Source organism: Salinibacterium sp. SWN248 (assembly GCF_015864575.1).
Taxonomy (GTDB): Bacteria; Actinomycetota; Actinomycetes; order Actinomycetales; family Microbacteriaceae; genus Rhodoglobus.
Genome location: NZ_JADYWW010000001.1, coordinates 569,590 through 583,233, shown reverse-complemented (window position 1 = coordinate 583,233; position 13,644 = coordinate 569,590). Strand labels below are relative to the sequence as shown.

The window sequence follows — 13,644 nt, the reverse complement described above, 5'->3', positions numbered from 1 at the left end:
TAGTGACAACCAGCAAAGCGCTCGTTATTCGAGCGTGCCCTCGTACGCTTCTGGCTCCGAGATCTCGTGCTCGGCCGTGCCGGTCTTGGCACGACGGCGCGAGGAACGGTCGGCGATGAGCGCGACGAGAGCTCCGACGGCAACACCGGCAGGAATTCCAAAGAGGCTGAAGTAGCCAAAGAGAGCCCCGAATCCGACCGAAGGGTCAGCGGGGAACGACATCGTGAGAATGAACGTGGCGGCGGCACCGAGCCCACCACCGACAATCATGAACGCGCTGTACTTAGGCGCACGGCGAATGCTCACGCCCGTTGATTCGACCGTGGTCTTCATCGCAGGCTGCTGCGGGGCGGATGCCGCGGGCTCATGATCTGGCGTAATACTCACGGCACTATTCTCTCCCACACAACTGGGAGGTATTCGCTGAGGTCGGCACGCGACCCTGAGGCACTGATGTCGCCGGAGTCGAGGGCCTCGGCCCACTCTCGTGTTCCTGTGGCCAAGGCAATCCAGGTCGCGGCATCCATCTCAACAACATTGGGCGGGGTGCCGCGCGTGTGGTTGGGGCCTTCGATCGCTTGAACGGCACCGAACGGCGGCACTCGCACTTCAACCGAGTTGCCTTCGGCATTCTTCGCGAGCACCTGCAAGAGGTAGCGCACCGCGGTTGCGGTGGCGTCGCGGTCGGCTCGACCGTCGCGCACCATCCGGATGCTCGCTTCACCAGCAATGGGGGCTATTTTCAGCTGTGCCATAGCTTAACGCTAACAACTGTGGCTGTGGGCTTGGTTAGGCTGTGCTTGTGCGAATTCTTGTTCTTGGATCCGGTGCCCGCGAGCACGCCATTGTGACGTCACTTCTCAGTGAGGAGGAGACGCACGAAATCACGGCTGCGCCCGGCAATGCCGGTATCGCATCGGTCGTGGAGACGGTCGCGCTTGACCCCACTCGGGGAAGCGTTGTTACCGAATACGCCCTCGACAATGACATCGAACTGGTCATCATCGGGCCCGAGGCTCCCCTGGTTGAGGGCGTCGCTGATGCTCTTCGCCGCCGCGGCATCGCCGTGTTCGGCCCCGGCAAGGCTGCCGCTGCTCTTGAGGGCAGCAAGACTTTTGCCAAGCGCATCATGGATGCCGCCAACGTGCCCACCGGTCGCGCCCACCGCGCCGGCTCGCTCGACGAAGCCACTGCGGCTCTCGATGAGTTCGGCGCCCCTTACGTGGTGAAGGCCGACGGCCTCGCTGCCGGCAAGGGTGTTCTGGTCACGGGCGACCGCAACGCCGCCGTCGATCACGCCAAGCACTGGCTCACCTACGGCAGCGTGCTCGTCGAGGAATACCTAGCCGGCGAAGAAGTTTCCCTCTTCCTGCTGAGCGATGGCCACAACGTTGTTCCGCTCTCGCCTGCGCAGGACTACAAGCGCGCCTACGACGGCGATGACGGACCCAACACGGGCGGCATGGGTGCGTACTCGCCGCTCAACTGGCTCCCCGACGGATTCATTGACGAAGTGATCAACACCATCGCGCTGCCCACGATCCGCCAGCTCGCCGAAGAACAGACACCATTTATCGGACTGCTCTACTGTGGCCTCATTGTCACTCGGGACGGCATCCGCGTCATCGAGTTCAACGCCCGCTTCGGTGACCCCGAGACGCAAGTTGTGCTCCCCCGCTTGGTCACCCCGCTCAGCTCGCTGCTCTACGCCGCAGCAACTGGCGGCCTTGCCGACCACGCATCGCCTGTTTTCAGCGACGACGTTGCCGTGACGGTTGTTCTCGCGAGCGAGGGCTACCCCGAGAACCCCAAGATCGGTCGCCCGATTACCGGACTGGATGCCGCCCTCGCCGTTCCCGGCATCACCATCGCCCACGCGGCCACCGCCAAAAAGGGTGACGAGTTTGTCGCCACCGGCGGACGCGTGCTGAGCGTCGTCGCGACCGGCGAAACCTTTGCGGTCGCCCGCGAACGTGCCTACGAAGCTCTCGAGCATATTCACCTCGAGGGCTCACACTTCCGCAGCGATATCGCTTTGCGCGTCGCCCAGTGAGTGACGCTGTGAACGGTGTTGCGCCGGCTGATGCTGCTGGCTCTGACTCGGCTTCGGCTGATGCTGCGTCGAGCGCCTGGACGCTGACGTATTCCGGCAAAGTCCGTGACCTGTACGTGCGCGCCGACGAGCCACAGCTTGTGCTCATGGTGGCCAGTGATCGGGTCAGTGCGTTTGACCATGTGCTGGAGCCGGGCATCCCGAGCAAGGGTGCTTTGCTGACGCAACTGAGCAAGTGGTGGTTTGAGCAGCTGGCAGACATGCCGAACCATTTGGCGGATGCCGCCGGTGTCGCGAATCCCAACGTCGAGGCTCCGGCAGAGCTCGCCGATCGGTCGATGATCGTGAAGCGCCTGGAGATGTATCCCGTGGAATGTGTCGTTCGCGGCTACCTGTCGGGAAGTGGCTGGCTCGAATATCAGGAATCGCAGAGCGTGTGCGGCATCGCGCTGCCGGCCGGTTTGAGCGATGGCGACCGCCTGCCCGAGCCGATTTACACCCCGGCGTGGAAAGCGCCGCTGGGCGAGCACGACGAGAACATCAGCTTTGAGCGCACCGTCGAACTCGTCGGTGCTGAGGTTGCGACTGCGCTTCGGGATGCTTCGCTCGACATCTTCGCCCGTGCCTCCGCCATTACGGAAACTCGTGGCGTGATTCTCGCTGATACCAAGTTCGAATTCGGCGCTGACCCCGAGACCGGTGCTCTCGTGCTGGCCGACGAAGTGCTGACAAGCGACTCGAGCCGCTACTGGGATGCCGAACTCTACGCCGCCGGCGGCCCCGGCCGCCTCGCCAGCTTCGACAAGCAGATCGTGCGCAACTGGCTCTCCGCCCACTGGGACAAGCAGGGCGTTCCGCCTGAGCTGCCCGCCGACATCGTGGAGCAGACCGCGGCGCGCTATCGCGAGCTAATTGAGCGACTTACGGCGTAGTTGAGTGTTAGCTTGAATGAATCACGATCAGCCCGCTCGCCTCACGGCTCGGGCTGATTTTCTTTAAGGCTGCGACTTCGTCGACGCCGTTCGCGGCAATCGCGGCAATCGCAGCAGCATCGTGTCGGAGTCGCCCGAGCGGCCGACCACCTGAAACCCCAGCCGCGCGTACAGCGAGCGGGCCTGGTTGCCATCTTCCACGCTCAGACTGATGCCGGGCACGCTTCTCGCTGCGGCTTCCGCGATGAGTTGCTCCAGGAGGGCCGAGCCGACGCCTTGCCCGCGAAAACCTTCGAACGTCGTGATGCTCAGCTCGGGTGTGGCCGCCTCGATGAAACCGTAGCCGGGGTGCTCTGCGGAAAAGAAAACCAGCCAGGCGACTGCGCGGGCAACACCGCCAGCTTCGTCCAGCATCCCGAAGTCGTTCTCGCCCGGGAAGTCGGAGTAGTAGTGCGCGAGTTCTGCTGACTGGTCGAGGTCGTCGAAGCTGAAGCGTGAACCGCACCAGTTCATGTTCGCCAGCGTCGCCTCTCTCAGAAGCGGCCGGTCAGACGCATTGAGTAGGCGGATCGGCATTTGCCCAGTGTAGAACTGCGAACGGTGTCAGCCGATACGCCGTCGCTATAGCAGTCGGGATCAGGCGAAGTCGCCACTCACGAACGACTGCACGTAGTCGTCGAGGTCGCCTGCCGGCGGTGCGTCATCGAGGTGCAGCTCGAGCTCGAGCAGCACCAGAGTGCGAAGCAGCGCTTCGAGGTCGATTCGGGTTTTACCGCTCTCGATTTTTACTACCCATTGGCGAGCAACACCAACTCGATTAGCCAGTTCTTGTTGAGTGAGGCCCAATTCTCTGCGTTTTTCGCGGATCCCGAAACTCAAAGCCATTGACGTAGTAAGGATTGCCATCGTCTGCGCCCTTTCCTGCGGAAGTCGCCACGCTTACAGCTCGCCGGCGCTTCAAATGTACGTGCAACGCATCGTCGCTCACAATGTACGCAAAATGAAACATCTAACGCGAACCACGGGAAACAGCACTATTCCCAACGACACAAGGCAGCCGGGTCGATACCGCCGCTTCGACTCACCGCAGCGCTGCCCTCTACGGAGCAGTGACGTTAAGGATGCCCGCCTGCGCGCATGTCTGCGGGAGATCTTTCTGCAGCCCACCCACATCACCGAAACTCAAGGGTTCGAGAACGTTCGTCGCCCAGCCGCCATCGGGGTCAGCGACGAAACCGTAGCTTGGCCACTCCGCGAGCATCGCCCCGGCGGCGACTTGGCGTTCGGCATCGCCACCCGCGGCGGCGTTCAAGTACTCCGCTTCCCACGCGCACAACCAGCTGAAGCGGGCGACCGTTGCGCCCGCACCAGACTGCAGCAGTCCGTCATCCGTTTGTCCGGAATCCAAACCCGCTGGCACCCCAGTGGGGTAGGCCGCACCGGCAGGCAGCGGCTCGGGCATAGTTTCGATGGCGGCGAGATACTCGAAATAAGCGGTGCCATCGGTGACGCGATCAGGCCCCGTCGGGCTTTCGTTCACCACCGAGGTTGGCCCGGCCGCGGGCTGCTGCGGTTCTGAGTCGGTGCCGCTGCCCGTCGGTGTCGGCGGCCAGAAGAACATCCCGGCCGCGAGACCCGCAGCAGCGATAACGACGGCGCCGAGCACGAGCGCTGTACGGCGTTGCTGGGGGTCAGTAGTTGCGCCGCCGCGATCCGTGACGCCCTCTTGCCCCAGAATCTCGGCGGGCGAGCCGAAGGCGGCGATCGAATGCATCGCCTCGAGATCAGACGACTCCGGCGGAACCGTCTCGCGCAGGTGGTTCGCAATTTCTTCGCGAAGCTCGAGACGACGAGGTGCAGAGAGGGGCACGGAGGAGGCATCGAACTCGCGAAGGTAGGCCGTGACCAGTGGATGCTCGGCTGCAGAATTCATGACTGCTCGCTTTCAGTGGATGCGGAAGGGATGGTCTGCAGAAGCGTTCCGACAGAGCCCGAAAATTGGCGCCAATCTTCACGGAAGAGTTCGAGGTCGCGACGACCGACATCCGTAAGGCTGTAATAGCGGCGCGGTCGCTCGCTGTCACTCACTTCCCAGTGGCTGCTGACTTGCCCGGCCTCTTGCAGTCGGCTGAGCAGCGGGTAGACGGTGCCCTGGCTCGTGAGCAACTGACCGACGTCATTCAGTTCGCGAACGATTTGTAGCCCGAAGCGCGGGCCGGTCGAGAGCAGCGCAAGGATGCACGGGCCAACGACTCCTCGTCGGAGTTGGGTGCTTGCTGCGCTTTCAACCATGCGGTTGAACATACCTTGTGTCGCAAGAGTTAAACAAGAGAAAGTGTCGAATTGACCGACAGCGCGCGGGTGTTGTTGCGCAATCACACCCGCACGCACGCCGCGTCGCGTCGCTCAGCGCAGAGCGGTGATCCCGAACGTGGCGAGCACCCCGAAGGCGACGCCCCAGATGATTATCGAGATGATCTGCCAGAGGATCACGGCGTTGCGCGAAGCCCCGAATGACACCATCGCGGCCGAGGTGATCTGGCTAGGCAGCAGGGTTTGGCCGAGAAGGCTGACTCCGACAACTCCGTAGCGGTCGAAACGCTCGCGCAACTTCTGGCGACGCGGCGTTTCCGGCTTGGGCTCACGACCCGCTGCCACCGTGGCGCGAACCCCGTGGGCGACGAACACGAAGATCAGCATCGAGATCACGTTTCCGACGATCGCAGCGATGATCGCCACGCCCGGATTCACGCCGGCGACAATCCCGATCACCGAGCCGCCATACGACTCCACGTACGGGATCGCCGCGATCAACATCACGCCCACCCACTGCAGCAGTTCGGGGAGTCCAGAAGTGAAAGAGGTGAAAGCGTCGTACATGAAATGCCTTTCGTGAGGTGATGACGTGAATCGCCCGGCTCGTCATCGGCTGGGGTGCCGGCGATGATTCAATCTTCGCCGCGGATTACGCGGCCCGGCAGTGCCCCCGTGTCACGGCATCCGCAGCACTTTCGCACCCGCGACCGTGACAAATGTCACTGCTCTACGCTGGAGGCCATGCCTGCCTCGACTGCCCTTGCGCCTGTTCGCGGAGTGCGCGCCACTTGGAACTACACGCTCGGCTCTATTGTGTTCTTCTACGTCGTCTTGAACGCGGTCGTGGTGCTGAATCTGTTGGCGGTTCTCGCGCTCAGCCGCTCACCGGTCGACGCGCTTCTCATCGCGCTCACTCTGGTTGCGGCTGCGGCCCAGATACGCGGATGCTGGTTCCTGCGCACGGGGCGCGGAGAGGGCATCCCGAACGCTGTCTGGCTGATTACGTTGGTGGCGCCCGCCGCTGCAGTGTGGGCGATAGGGCTTTTCCGGCCTGAGGTCGGGTTCTTGGCAGCAGTTCCGCTCTGGATGGCCGCCTGCGTGATCGCGCCTCTCTTTCCTCGACGCCAACGCTGGAGCCTCTTGGCGGGCGGGCTCGCAGTATCGATCGCCCACCCTGTGCTCGCGGCCGCCATTTTTGGCAACCCCGTCAGTGCCGAATCGACTGCCGATGCCTGGCTCGTGCTTTTCTACGGGCTACTCCTGCCACTTATGGTGCTCTCTGGGCTGTGGTGGTGGGACATTGTTGTCACCCTGGACCGACTCCGTTCCAGCACCGCCGAACTTGCGGTCGCCGAAGAACGACTGCGCTTCGCCTCCGACCTGCACGACATTCAGGGACATCACCTGCAAGTGATCGCCCTTAAATCTGAGCTAGCCGAACGGATGCTCGCCATCGATCCCGAAGCAGCCCGCGAACACATTCACGAGACGCGGATGATCGCCAAACAGGCCATGGAAGAAACTCGCTCGCTCGTGGCCGGCTATCGCGAAGTCGAGCTCGGCGACGAGCTGGAGAATGCGCGCGAAGTACTGACCGCAGCTGGCGCAGCGTGCGAGCTCGTTGTCGGCGAGATGCCAGCGCACGCTGACGCTCGGCGCGTGCTTGGTCTGGTCGTGCGGGAAGCCACCACGAACATCCTGCGCCACAGCGAAGCCACTCAGGTGTCGTTTCACCTCGACTCCACTGACGCCGAAAGCACTCTTTCGATCAGCAATGATGCTGTGCAGACCAATGTCTCCTCGAGCAGCACTCCCGGCAGCGGGCTCGCCGGATTGCGCGGTCGGGTCGCCGCGCTTGATGGGGAACTTGTGGCCGCTCTCGACTCCAGCGGCGAGCGCTTCGAACTGAGCGTGCGGATTCCCGCTCGTGAGGGAGTGAAGGCGTGAAGGCGTGAACGAGACTGGCATGCGCGAGACTGGCGTGAGCGAGACTGGCCTGACTGCACCTGCGGCACCGGAGCCTAAGGCGCCTGCCCGCGTCATCCGCCTTCTGATTGCCGACGACGAACACCTCATTCGCGGCGCCCTCAGCGCGCTGCTGAATCTCGAGCCCGACATCGAGGTCGTCGCGAGCGTCGACAACGGTGATGCGGCAGCCGAGCAAGCCCTTGAGCTGCAACCGGATGTCTGCCTGCTCGATCTAGAAATGCCCCGGGCCGACGGGATCGAAGCGGCCACGCGCATCCTCTCGACTGTCGCGACGAAAGTCGTGATCGTGACCCGCCACGCTCGCCCCGGAGTGCTGCGTCGCGCTCTCGCCGCCCGCGTCTCGGGCTTCGTTCCCAAGTCGACGCCCGCCGAAGATTTGGCCACCGTGATTCGGGATGTCGTGGCCGGCAAACGCTACATCGATGCAGAAATTGCGGCGACGGCCCTCACCGCCGAACGCTGCCCTCTTACTGACCGCGAGCTGGACGCGCTGCGCTTCAGCCGCTCCACGATGAGCGTGCAAGAAATCGCCGACGCTCTGCACTTGGCTCCCGGGACTGTGCGCAACTACCTGTCGGCGGCGATGACGAAACTCGACGCGCAATCGCGGCACGATGCCGCCGACAAGGCGTGGCAGCAGGGGTGGATCTAGCGGCGCCTCTCCCGCTCCGCTTCAGACCGCGGAAACTTGTTCACGACGGATTAAACTCTGTGGAAAACTCCGCTGTTCTCCGCGGGGTCTGCTAAATTAGTACCAACACGACCGGTTCCGCCCCTGAGGGGTCCAGGGCCGGTCTTTACTTTGCCCAGACAGGTCCTCGCCCGTGGAACCAAAGCCGCACAAAACATACGCCGAACAGCTAGCGGTGCTTAAAGATCGCAGCATGTTAGTTGAGGATGATGGCGCGGCGCTGGCTCTTCTTCAACGGGCCGGTTACTACACGCTGAGCGGGTACTCACATACGTTCAGGCTTAAGGCCGCTGACGGCTCGCGCTCTGAACGATTCCGCGAGGGCACTACGTTCGAGAGCATCCATGCCCTGTGGGCATTCGACAATCGACTCCGAGCAGCTACTTTTGCCTCGCTACAGACAGTTGAGACCCACCTTCGAGCCCTCATCGGATACTCATTGGGAGCGGTTGATCCACTCATCCATATGAAGCCCGCGCTGCTGTCGATCTCGAGAACGAAGGACTACCGCGTGTGGTCGGCAAAGCTCAAGGCAAAAGTAGAGGATTCGCGCGAAGACTTCGTGATCCACCATCGCGATAACCGTGAGAACGTTATCCCCGTGTGGGTCGCCGTCGACGTTCTCGACTGGGGCGGACTCTCGTACCTTTACAGCTTCATGCCGCTTCGCGAGCGCGAGACCGTGGCCGCGCACTTCGATCTCAGCGCGGCGCAGCTTCTCTCGTGGCTCAGATCCCTCAACACGGCACGAAATGTCTGCGCTCATCACTCACGTTTCTTCAATCGCCACTACGCCATATCGCCCAAGCTAACGAGACTTGGCGAAAACCCTGCCCTCGACGAGATCGCAGCGTCAAAGCAGAGCACCTTCGGGATGCTCTCTCTGGTGCAGCACCTCAGCTCGAAAACTCAGGGGCACAACAAAAGATTGCTCCCCGCTGCACTCAGCTCATTCCCACTCGACAGTGGCCTCAACTTTGGCGCTCTCGGTACGACTGAGCATTGGCGGACCTTCCAGCTCTGGAGGTGAGAAGCAGCGACCTCAGAGCGGTTCGCCTTACTCGCTAATCGGTCGACCGAATGTGAGCGCCCACGATTGTTCGCCCTGGGCGGTCTCAACCCAGCCATCCGCTTCGATCTCGTGGCGAAGCTCGGCCAAGATTTCGGCCATGCGGGGCGCGTAAGCCTCATCCGGGTTCATCGGGTCGAACATGTGGTTCGACGAGAAAGGGCCGCTCGTATAGCGGGCTTCGTCGCCGACGCGACCGATGAACCGCAGCGTTTGGTTCGGAACGCCGGTGGTGAACGTGGTGAGCATCCTCGCCAAACCGGAAATCTCGACTTTTTCGATTTCGACCTGAAGCAACTCGCGCTGTGGGCTCATGAGTCCAATACTGCGCCTGAGGTACGCCGATGTAAACGGGTGGTTGCGGGGATCCCCGCCACCGATCTACTGGTAGCCGTAGGTGAAGTGCCCAGCGTAGCGGAACCAGTCGCCCAGCAGCGGGGTGGTGAGCCGAACATCCACGTGCTGACGGCCGTCGGCCCAGGACTCGTCGACCGTGACGGTGGCGAGCGCGGGGATGCGGAGGCGCAGGCCAGCGAGGTGCAGCCACTGGCGGTCGGAGCGCAGCCGCATCCTCCCAGCGGTCACACTCAGCGCCATGCGAACCTCGAAGCCGCCGTTGCGCCCCAGAAAGTCGTGCAACTGGCCGTCAACGACGCGCATCTCGTCGTTAAGTGCGCGGTCACGACCAGGGAAGTGGAAGGTGCGCACCGCGCCAAGGGCACCATCCGCGGTTGGGGTGTTGGTGACATCGAACGGCACGTTTCGTGCGTATTCCGGGAAGAGGATGCGCTGCCACGCCATGAACGCCAGCACCGGTTTCAGGATGCGCAGCGGCGACCCAGCAACGTCGAAAACGCCGCTGCCGACGCCGACGCGCTGCCCGCCGTCGAAGTAGGGGCGAAGCTCGGGTGCTAGCTCGTCGAGTTCGGCACCGAGCACGCGACGATAGACCGACTCGCTCACGATCGCGGCCGTGATCCGGCCTGCTGGGCAACGGATGCCGGTTGCTCGCGCAGCGATGTCACGCACCGCGAGAGGAGATCCCCCAGCATCGCTTGCTCGCCCGCGTTCAGGGTGGACTTCATCCGGTCTTCAACTTCTTTGACGGCCGCACTGGCAGTGGCCAACTGGCCACGACCCTTCACCGTGAGTTCGGCCGGCAGAACGCGCCCGGCAACCGGCTGCTCTGCTCGAGTGATGAGTCCGTCGCGCTCAAGGGACTGCAGCAGCACGTTCATGGCTTGGCGTGTAACGAAAGCTCCGCGAGCAAGTTCAGAGTTCGAGAGGCCGGGGCGCTGGGCCAGCAGTTCGAGGCAGGAGTAATGCGTGATGTTCATCCCGTGCGGGCGCAGCACGGCCTCCATCGACGACCGGAGGGCGCTGGAGGCTTCCTTCAGGAGGTAGCCCAGCGAGGTTTCAAGATCGATTCCGGTCGCCTGTTGCGTCATGTCAATATTCTGACATAGAGTGTGCAGTGTCAACTAATTGACATGCATCCAAGGAGGACCATGACTACCGCATCCGGCCCCGACTTCATCTCACTGCAGGTTCGCGACCTCGACGCCGCCGGCGCCTTCTACGAAAAGTACCTCGGTCTGACCCGCCAGCCAGGCCCACCCCACGCGATCGTTTTCGGCACCACCCCGGCCGCATTCGCCGTACGTTCCGCTGCCCCCGGCGTTGACCTCGATTCGGTCACGCAACTCGGGCTGGGTGTCGGCATCTGGATGCACGCTCCCGACGCTCAGGGCATCCACGACACTCTCGCTGCCGACGGCATCACCATCACCGCGGCACCCGTCGATGGTCCGTTCGGTCGCACCTTCACGTTCGCCGACCTTGACGGTTACAACATCACGCTGCACGACCGCGCCTAGCGGGCAGGGGCGCGGCGGACAGTCGCGGGCCGAGATCAGAGCCGGCTAGCGATGAGCGGTGGCAGTTACGAGACTTGCACCCCAACACGGTGCCAACCCTCGGCACCGTCGGGCACGACGGGCACGGGGTCTCCGGATTGAGTGGTGCCGCCGGCATCCGTCGCGCGTGATTCGATGATGTGGCTGCCGCTCGTGGCTTCCCACGGGTACACCCACTGCACCCACGTGTCGGCGGAGATTGCGGTCGCCAGCTCGGCGGCCTGCCACTCGCCGCCGTCAATGCGGACTTCGACGCCGGTGATTCCCGTGTGCGGAGCCCAGGCGACACCCGCGACAGCGACGCTACCTGCGGTGACCGTGGCGCTTGAGCTCGGCACATCGATGCGTGACTGAGTCTTGACGGGGCCCTTGGCCGACCATCCGCGATCGGTCCAGTAGGCGGTCGCGTCAGCGAAGCGCGTGACTTGCATTTCGACAACCCACTTGGTCGCCGACACGTAGCCATAGAGGCCGGGGACAACCATCCGCACCGGAAAGCCGTGCTGTTGCGGAAGCGGTTCGCCGTTCATCCCGACCGCCAAAATGCTCTCGCGGTTCTCGTCTTGCAGCGCTTCGAGCGGAGTGCTCGCGGTGAACCCGTCGATGCTGCGGGAGAGCACCATGTCGGCGCCGGCCAGCGGCTTCGCCTTCGCCAGCAGATCCCGGATGGGGTAGCCGAGCCACATCGCGTTGCCCACGAGGTTGCCGCCGACCACATTCGATACGCACGAGAGTGTCGCGGCGGTCTCGACGAGGGGAAGCTCGAGCAGTTCGGCGAACGAAATTTCGATCTCGTTTTCGACCATTCCCGTGATGCGCAGTCGCCACTCATCCGCGTCGACGTTAGGAACGACGAGGGCGGTATCGATGCGGTAGAAGTTTGAGTTCGGGGTGATGAGCGATGAGATTCCGGGCACATCGAGACTCGCGCTGGCCGGAATTGCAGGGGCAGCAATGGCCGGCGCCGGCAGCTTGAGAGCAGTGCGCACGGCATCCACGACGGTGGCACTGGCGTTGACGACGCGCGCGCCGACTCCCACGAGCACCGCACCGACGGAGGCGACGCCGACGATGCGCAGAAAGTCACGTCGCGAGGCGGCCGGCACACGGGTGGGAGTGGCGGATGACCGTTGAGCGCTAGCAGCGCGCGCGGCCGCCGCGGTACCGGCGGGCGTCGTGGCAGGCGCGACCGGAATGGAACTGACCCAACGACGCAAGCGAATCATCGTGATGCGCAACACGAGTACACCGGCAACAACGCCGAGAACGGTCGGCATTGGCCAGCTTGCGGACGCTTGGGCGCGGGTCGTGACCGCGATCGTCGCGACGACGCCGATGAAGACGAGCAGGATGACGCCCCAGCTGGGCCGCGCATACTCCACGAGGCCAACTGCCACAGCAAGAACGAGCACCAAGAGCCCCACGCAGAGCAACAGCACGATCTTGTCATTGGTGCCGAAGAGCGCGATCGTGAGGTCTTTCAACCACGGCGGCGCGAGGTCGATCACGAGCGATCCCACGGCAAGCACCGGGCTGCTGGCGGGAGAGATGAAGACGGCAAAGAACTCGGCAACGGCGAGCACGACGGCGGCGCTGAGCACACCCAGCAGTGCCGCCCAGCTGCGAATGCGTTTCACACTGAGAGCGGCGGGCGGGGCAGTCTTCGTCGCGGAGGTCACAGGCGAATCGCTTCTTCCTTAGTAAGACGAGAGACCGTAGGTCTAGACGCCGGGCTGGAGTTCACCCCTCCACTTCCAGAACCGCGGAAACGGGAGGTCTAACCCAGAGTAGACGCGGCTCCTGTGTGCACGGCGGCGGGGCTTGAAATGAGTCAAACACGTAAGGTTTGTCAGTTTTACTTGACAACATCGCTTCGTCAAGTGAAACTGACACTATGGATTCAGTGAACTTGGGCGAACAGCTCCGCACCGCCACTCCCGCAACCGGGTTGCGTGCGGTCGGGGCACTACACCGCCTCGCGGAGCACGTCGAAGCGACCCATGTTGCGCAGGCTCGCCGCGATGGCTGGTCGTGGGAGCAGATCGGCGACGCGCTGGGTGTCACACGACAGTCCGTTCACCTCAAATATGGAAAGCAGGGAAATGATGTTTGAGACGTTGACACAATCTGCGAGAACCACCGTCGAGGATGCCCGGCACGAGGCAGCGCGGCGGGGCGACCGGCGCCTCGGCACCGACCACCTTCTGCTGGCTCTGCTGCACGAAGAGGAGCTCGCTCGAGCCGTTGGAGTCGACGCTACGAGTGCCGCGGAAGCCGCCGACCAACTCGACCGAGATGCCTTGACGGCGATCGGGCTCGATGTCGGCACGTTCAGCCCAACCGCCCACGCCGCCGCCTCGAAACGAGTTCCCCTGACGGCGGGCGCTAAGGCCGTTCTTCAACAGACTCTGGTCAGCGCTGCCGCCGAAAAGGCGCAAACAGTGACGTCGCGCCACCTCCTCCTCGCGCTCCTCGACCGCCGCGAGCCCGACTCAGCCGCAGCCCTCCTAACCGCGCTTGCAGTTGACCGGCACGCAGCGCGCGACCGGCTGATCGCCCTCGCTTAGAATCGGTGCTCAGATTGTTCTCGAAGAAACGACCCGTGCGCTGCGCGCGATCCAGGCACCTAACCGCAGCGACAACCAGACAATGAACGAGCGACAAGTTCGACAAGTTGA

At 63.3% G+C, this 13,644-nt stretch carries 19 protein-coding genes; 8 read left to right on the top strand and 11 right to left on the bottom strand.

The features are described from left to right. Nucleotides 1–24: 24 nt before the first annotated feature. Both I6E73_RS02660 and I6E73_RS02655 read right to left on the bottom strand, forming a co-directional pair. Entirely contained in the window at nucleotides 25–387 is a 363-nt protein-coding gene (locus I6E73_RS02660) for a hypothetical protein (protein ID WP_197122914.1), read from the bottom strand. Further along, the gene (locus I6E73_RS02655) at nucleotides 384–755 is read right to left on the bottom strand and encodes a sterol carrier family protein (RefSeq protein WP_197106631.1); all 372 of its coding nucleotides are present in this window, start codon (nucleotides 753–755) and stop codon (nucleotides 384–386) included. Before I6E73_RS02655 ends, I6E73_RS02660 begins: the two co-directional genes overlap by 4 nt. A 47-nt stretch (nucleotides 756–802) precedes the next feature. On the opposite strand from I6E73_RS02655, the gene purD reads away from it, so the two are divergent. Continuing rightward, entirely contained in the window at nucleotides 803–2,053 is a 1,251-nt protein-coding gene (purD, locus tag I6E73_RS02650; RefSeq protein WP_197122912.1) for a phosphoribosylamine--glycine ligase, read from the top strand. A gap of 83 nt (nucleotides 2,054–2,136) precedes the next feature. Continuing rightward, complete coding sequence (locus I6E73_RS02645; RefSeq protein WP_231600718.1) at nucleotides 2,137–2,985, top strand: phosphoribosylaminoimidazolesuccinocarboxamide synthase; 849 nt, start codon at nucleotides 2,137–2,139, stop codon at nucleotides 2,983–2,985. Between the two features lie 63 nt (nucleotides 2,986–3,048). Here the strand turns inward: I6E73_RS02645 and I6E73_RS02640 are convergent, their stop codons facing one another. From I6E73_RS02640 to I6E73_RS02620, 5 genes are all read right to left on the bottom strand, one after another. Further along, a complete protein-coding gene (locus tag I6E73_RS02640) occupies nucleotides 3,049–3,561 on the bottom strand; it encodes a GNAT family N-acetyltransferase (RefSeq protein ID WP_197122910.1) in 513 nt (170 codons plus the stop codon). 60 nt (nucleotides 3,562–3,621) lie between these two features. Beyond that, complete coding sequence (locus tag I6E73_RS02635) at nucleotides 3,622–3,891, bottom strand: helix-turn-helix transcriptional regulator (protein ID WP_197122908.1); 270 nt, start codon at nucleotides 3,889–3,891, stop codon at nucleotides 3,622–3,624. Nucleotides 3,892–4,084: 193 nt separating this feature from the next. After that, nucleotides 4,085–4,918, bottom strand: a complete 834-nt coding sequence (locus I6E73_RS02630) for a hypothetical protein (RefSeq protein WP_197122906.1) — start codon at nucleotides 4,916–4,918, stop codon at nucleotides 4,085–4,087. Further along, entirely contained in the window at nucleotides 4,915–5,277 is a 363-nt protein-coding gene (locus I6E73_RS02625; protein WP_197122904.1) for a PadR family transcriptional regulator, read from the bottom strand. Before I6E73_RS02625 ends, I6E73_RS02630 begins: the two co-directional genes overlap by 4 nt. Nucleotides 5,278–5,391: 114 nt before the next feature. Continuing rightward, the gene (locus I6E73_RS02620; protein ID WP_197122902.1) at nucleotides 5,392–5,865 is read right to left on the bottom strand and encodes a hypothetical protein; all 474 of its coding nucleotides are present in this window, start codon (nucleotides 5,863–5,865) and stop codon (nucleotides 5,392–5,394) included. A gap of 177 nt (nucleotides 5,866–6,042) precedes the next feature. Between I6E73_RS02620 and I6E73_RS02615 the strand changes: the two genes are divergently transcribed. The 3 genes from I6E73_RS02615 (at nucleotide 6,043) to I6E73_RS02605 (ending at nucleotide 9,011) form a co-directional block, all read left to right on the top strand. Further along, the gene (locus I6E73_RS02615; protein WP_197122900.1) at nucleotides 6,043–7,248 is read left to right on the top strand and encodes a sensor histidine kinase; all 1,206 of its coding nucleotides are present in this window, start codon (nucleotides 6,043–6,045) and stop codon (nucleotides 7,246–7,248) included. A gap of 19 nt (nucleotides 7,249–7,267) precedes the next feature. After that, a complete protein-coding gene (locus I6E73_RS02610) occupies nucleotides 7,268–7,942 on the top strand; it encodes a DNA-binding response regulator (RefSeq protein ID WP_231600717.1) in 675 nt (224 codons plus the stop codon). A 232-nt stretch (nucleotides 7,943–8,174) separates the two neighbouring features. Beyond that, nucleotides 8,175–9,011: an Abi family protein gene (locus I6E73_RS02605; protein WP_197122898.1), complete on the top strand. Its 837-nt coding sequence runs from the start codon at nucleotides 8,175–8,177 to the stop codon at nucleotides 9,009–9,011. Between the two features lie 27 nt (nucleotides 9,012–9,038). Here I6E73_RS02605 and I6E73_RS02600 read toward each other — a convergent pair whose 3' ends face one another. The 3 genes from I6E73_RS02600 to I6E73_RS02590 all read right to left on the bottom strand — a co-directional run bounded on the left by I6E73_RS02600 (nucleotide 9,039) and on the right by I6E73_RS02590 (nucleotide 10,498). Then, a complete protein-coding gene (locus I6E73_RS02600) occupies nucleotides 9,039–9,365 on the bottom strand; it encodes a hypothetical protein (RefSeq protein ID WP_197122896.1) in 327 nt (108 codons plus the stop codon). 66 nt (nucleotides 9,366–9,431) lie between these two features. Continuing rightward, complete coding sequence (locus tag I6E73_RS02595; RefSeq protein ID WP_307784203.1) at nucleotides 9,432–10,079, bottom strand: DUF4166 domain-containing protein; 648 nt, start codon at nucleotides 10,077–10,079, stop codon at nucleotides 9,432–9,434. Beyond that, nucleotides 10,010–10,498: a MarR family winged helix-turn-helix transcriptional regulator gene (locus tag I6E73_RS02590; RefSeq protein WP_197122733.1), complete on the bottom strand. Its 489-nt coding sequence runs from the start codon at nucleotides 10,496–10,498 to the stop codon at nucleotides 10,010–10,012. Before I6E73_RS02590 ends, I6E73_RS02595 begins: the two co-directional genes overlap by 70 nt. Before the next feature lie 60 nt (nucleotides 10,499–10,558). Here I6E73_RS02590 and I6E73_RS02585 point away from each other — a divergent pair, with 60 nt between their 5' ends. Continuing rightward, on the top strand, nucleotides 10,559–10,927 hold the full coding sequence (locus I6E73_RS02585) for a VOC family protein (protein ID WP_197122731.1): 369 nt from the start codon (nucleotides 10,559–10,561) through the stop codon (nucleotides 10,925–10,927). 65 nt (nucleotides 10,928–10,992) lie between these two features. Here I6E73_RS02585 and I6E73_RS02580 read toward each other — a convergent pair whose 3' ends face one another. Next, entirely contained in the window at nucleotides 10,993–12,645 is a 1,653-nt protein-coding gene (locus I6E73_RS02580) for a molybdopterin-dependent oxidoreductase (protein ID WP_197122893.1), read from the bottom strand. A gap of 215 nt (nucleotides 12,646–12,860) precedes the next feature. Here I6E73_RS02580 and I6E73_RS02575 point away from each other — a divergent pair, with 215 nt between their 5' ends. Next, nucleotides 12,861–13,079: a helix-turn-helix domain-containing protein gene (locus I6E73_RS02575; RefSeq protein ID WP_129072396.1), complete on the top strand. Its 219-nt coding sequence runs from the start codon at nucleotides 12,861–12,863 to the stop codon at nucleotides 13,077–13,079. After that, nucleotides 13,069–13,533 (top strand): Clp protease N-terminal domain-containing protein, encoded by a 465-nt coding sequence (locus I6E73_RS02570; protein ID WP_231600524.1) that lies wholly within the window; start codon nucleotides 13,069–13,071, stop codon nucleotides 13,531–13,533. The genes I6E73_RS02575 and I6E73_RS02570 overlap by 11 nt, the downstream gene beginning before the upstream one ends. The last annotated feature ends 111 nt before the right edge of the window (nucleotides 13,534–13,644 follow it).

Bases quoted from the DNA above. Each gene is read 5' to 3' on its own strand.
- I6E73_RS02635 (WP_197122908.1), bottom strand. From the start codon at position 3,891: ATGGCAATCCTTACTACGTCAATGGCTTTGAGTTTCGGGATCCGCGAA.
- I6E73_RS02630 (WP_197122906.1), bottom strand. From the start codon at position 4,918: ATGAATTCTGCAGCCGAGCATCCACTGGTCACGGCCTACCTTCGCGAG.
- I6E73_RS02610 (WP_231600717.1), top strand. From the start codon at position 7,268: ATGCGCGAGACTGGCGTGAGCGAGACTGGCCTGACTGCACCTGCGGCA.
- I6E73_RS02640 (WP_197122910.1), bottom strand. From the start codon at position 3,561: ATGCCGATCCGCCTACTCAATGCGTCTGACCGGCCGCTTCTGAGAGAG.
- I6E73_RS02620 (WP_197122902.1), bottom strand. From the start codon at position 5,865: ATGTACGACGCTTTCACCTCTTTCACTTCTGGACTCCCCGAACTGCTG.
- I6E73_RS02600 (WP_197122896.1), bottom strand. From the start codon at position 9,365: ATGAGCCCACAGCGCGAGTTGCTTCAGGTCGAAATCGAAAAAGTCGAG.
- I6E73_RS02605 (WP_197122898.1), top strand. From the start codon at position 8,175: ATGTTAGTTGAGGATGATGGCGCGGCGCTGGCTCTTCTTCAACGGGCC.
- I6E73_RS02575 (WP_129072396.1), top strand. From the start codon at position 12,861: ATGGATTCAGTGAACTTGGGCGAACAGCTCCGCACCGCCACTCCCGCA.
- I6E73_RS02615 (WP_197122900.1), top strand. From the start codon at position 6,043: ATGCCTGCCTCGACTGCCCTTGCGCCTGTTCGCGGAGTGCGCGCCACT.
- I6E73_RS02625 (WP_197122904.1), bottom strand. From the start codon at position 5,277: ATGGTTGAAAGCGCAGCAAGCACCCAACTCCGACGAGGAGTCGTTGGC.
- I6E73_RS02655 (WP_197106631.1), bottom strand. From the start codon at position 755: ATGGCACAGCTGAAAATAGCCCCCATTGCTGGTGAAGCGAGCATCCGG.
- I6E73_RS02590 (WP_197122733.1), bottom strand. From the start codon at position 10,498: ATGACGCAACAGGCGACCGGAATCGATCTTGAAACCTCGCTGGGCTAC.
- I6E73_RS02570 (WP_231600524.1), top strand. From the start codon at position 13,069: ATGATGTTTGAGACGTTGACACAATCTGCGAGAACCACCGTCGAGGAT.
- I6E73_RS02585 (WP_197122731.1), top strand. From the start codon at position 10,559: ATGACTACCGCATCCGGCCCCGACTTCATCTCACTGCAGGTTCGCGAC.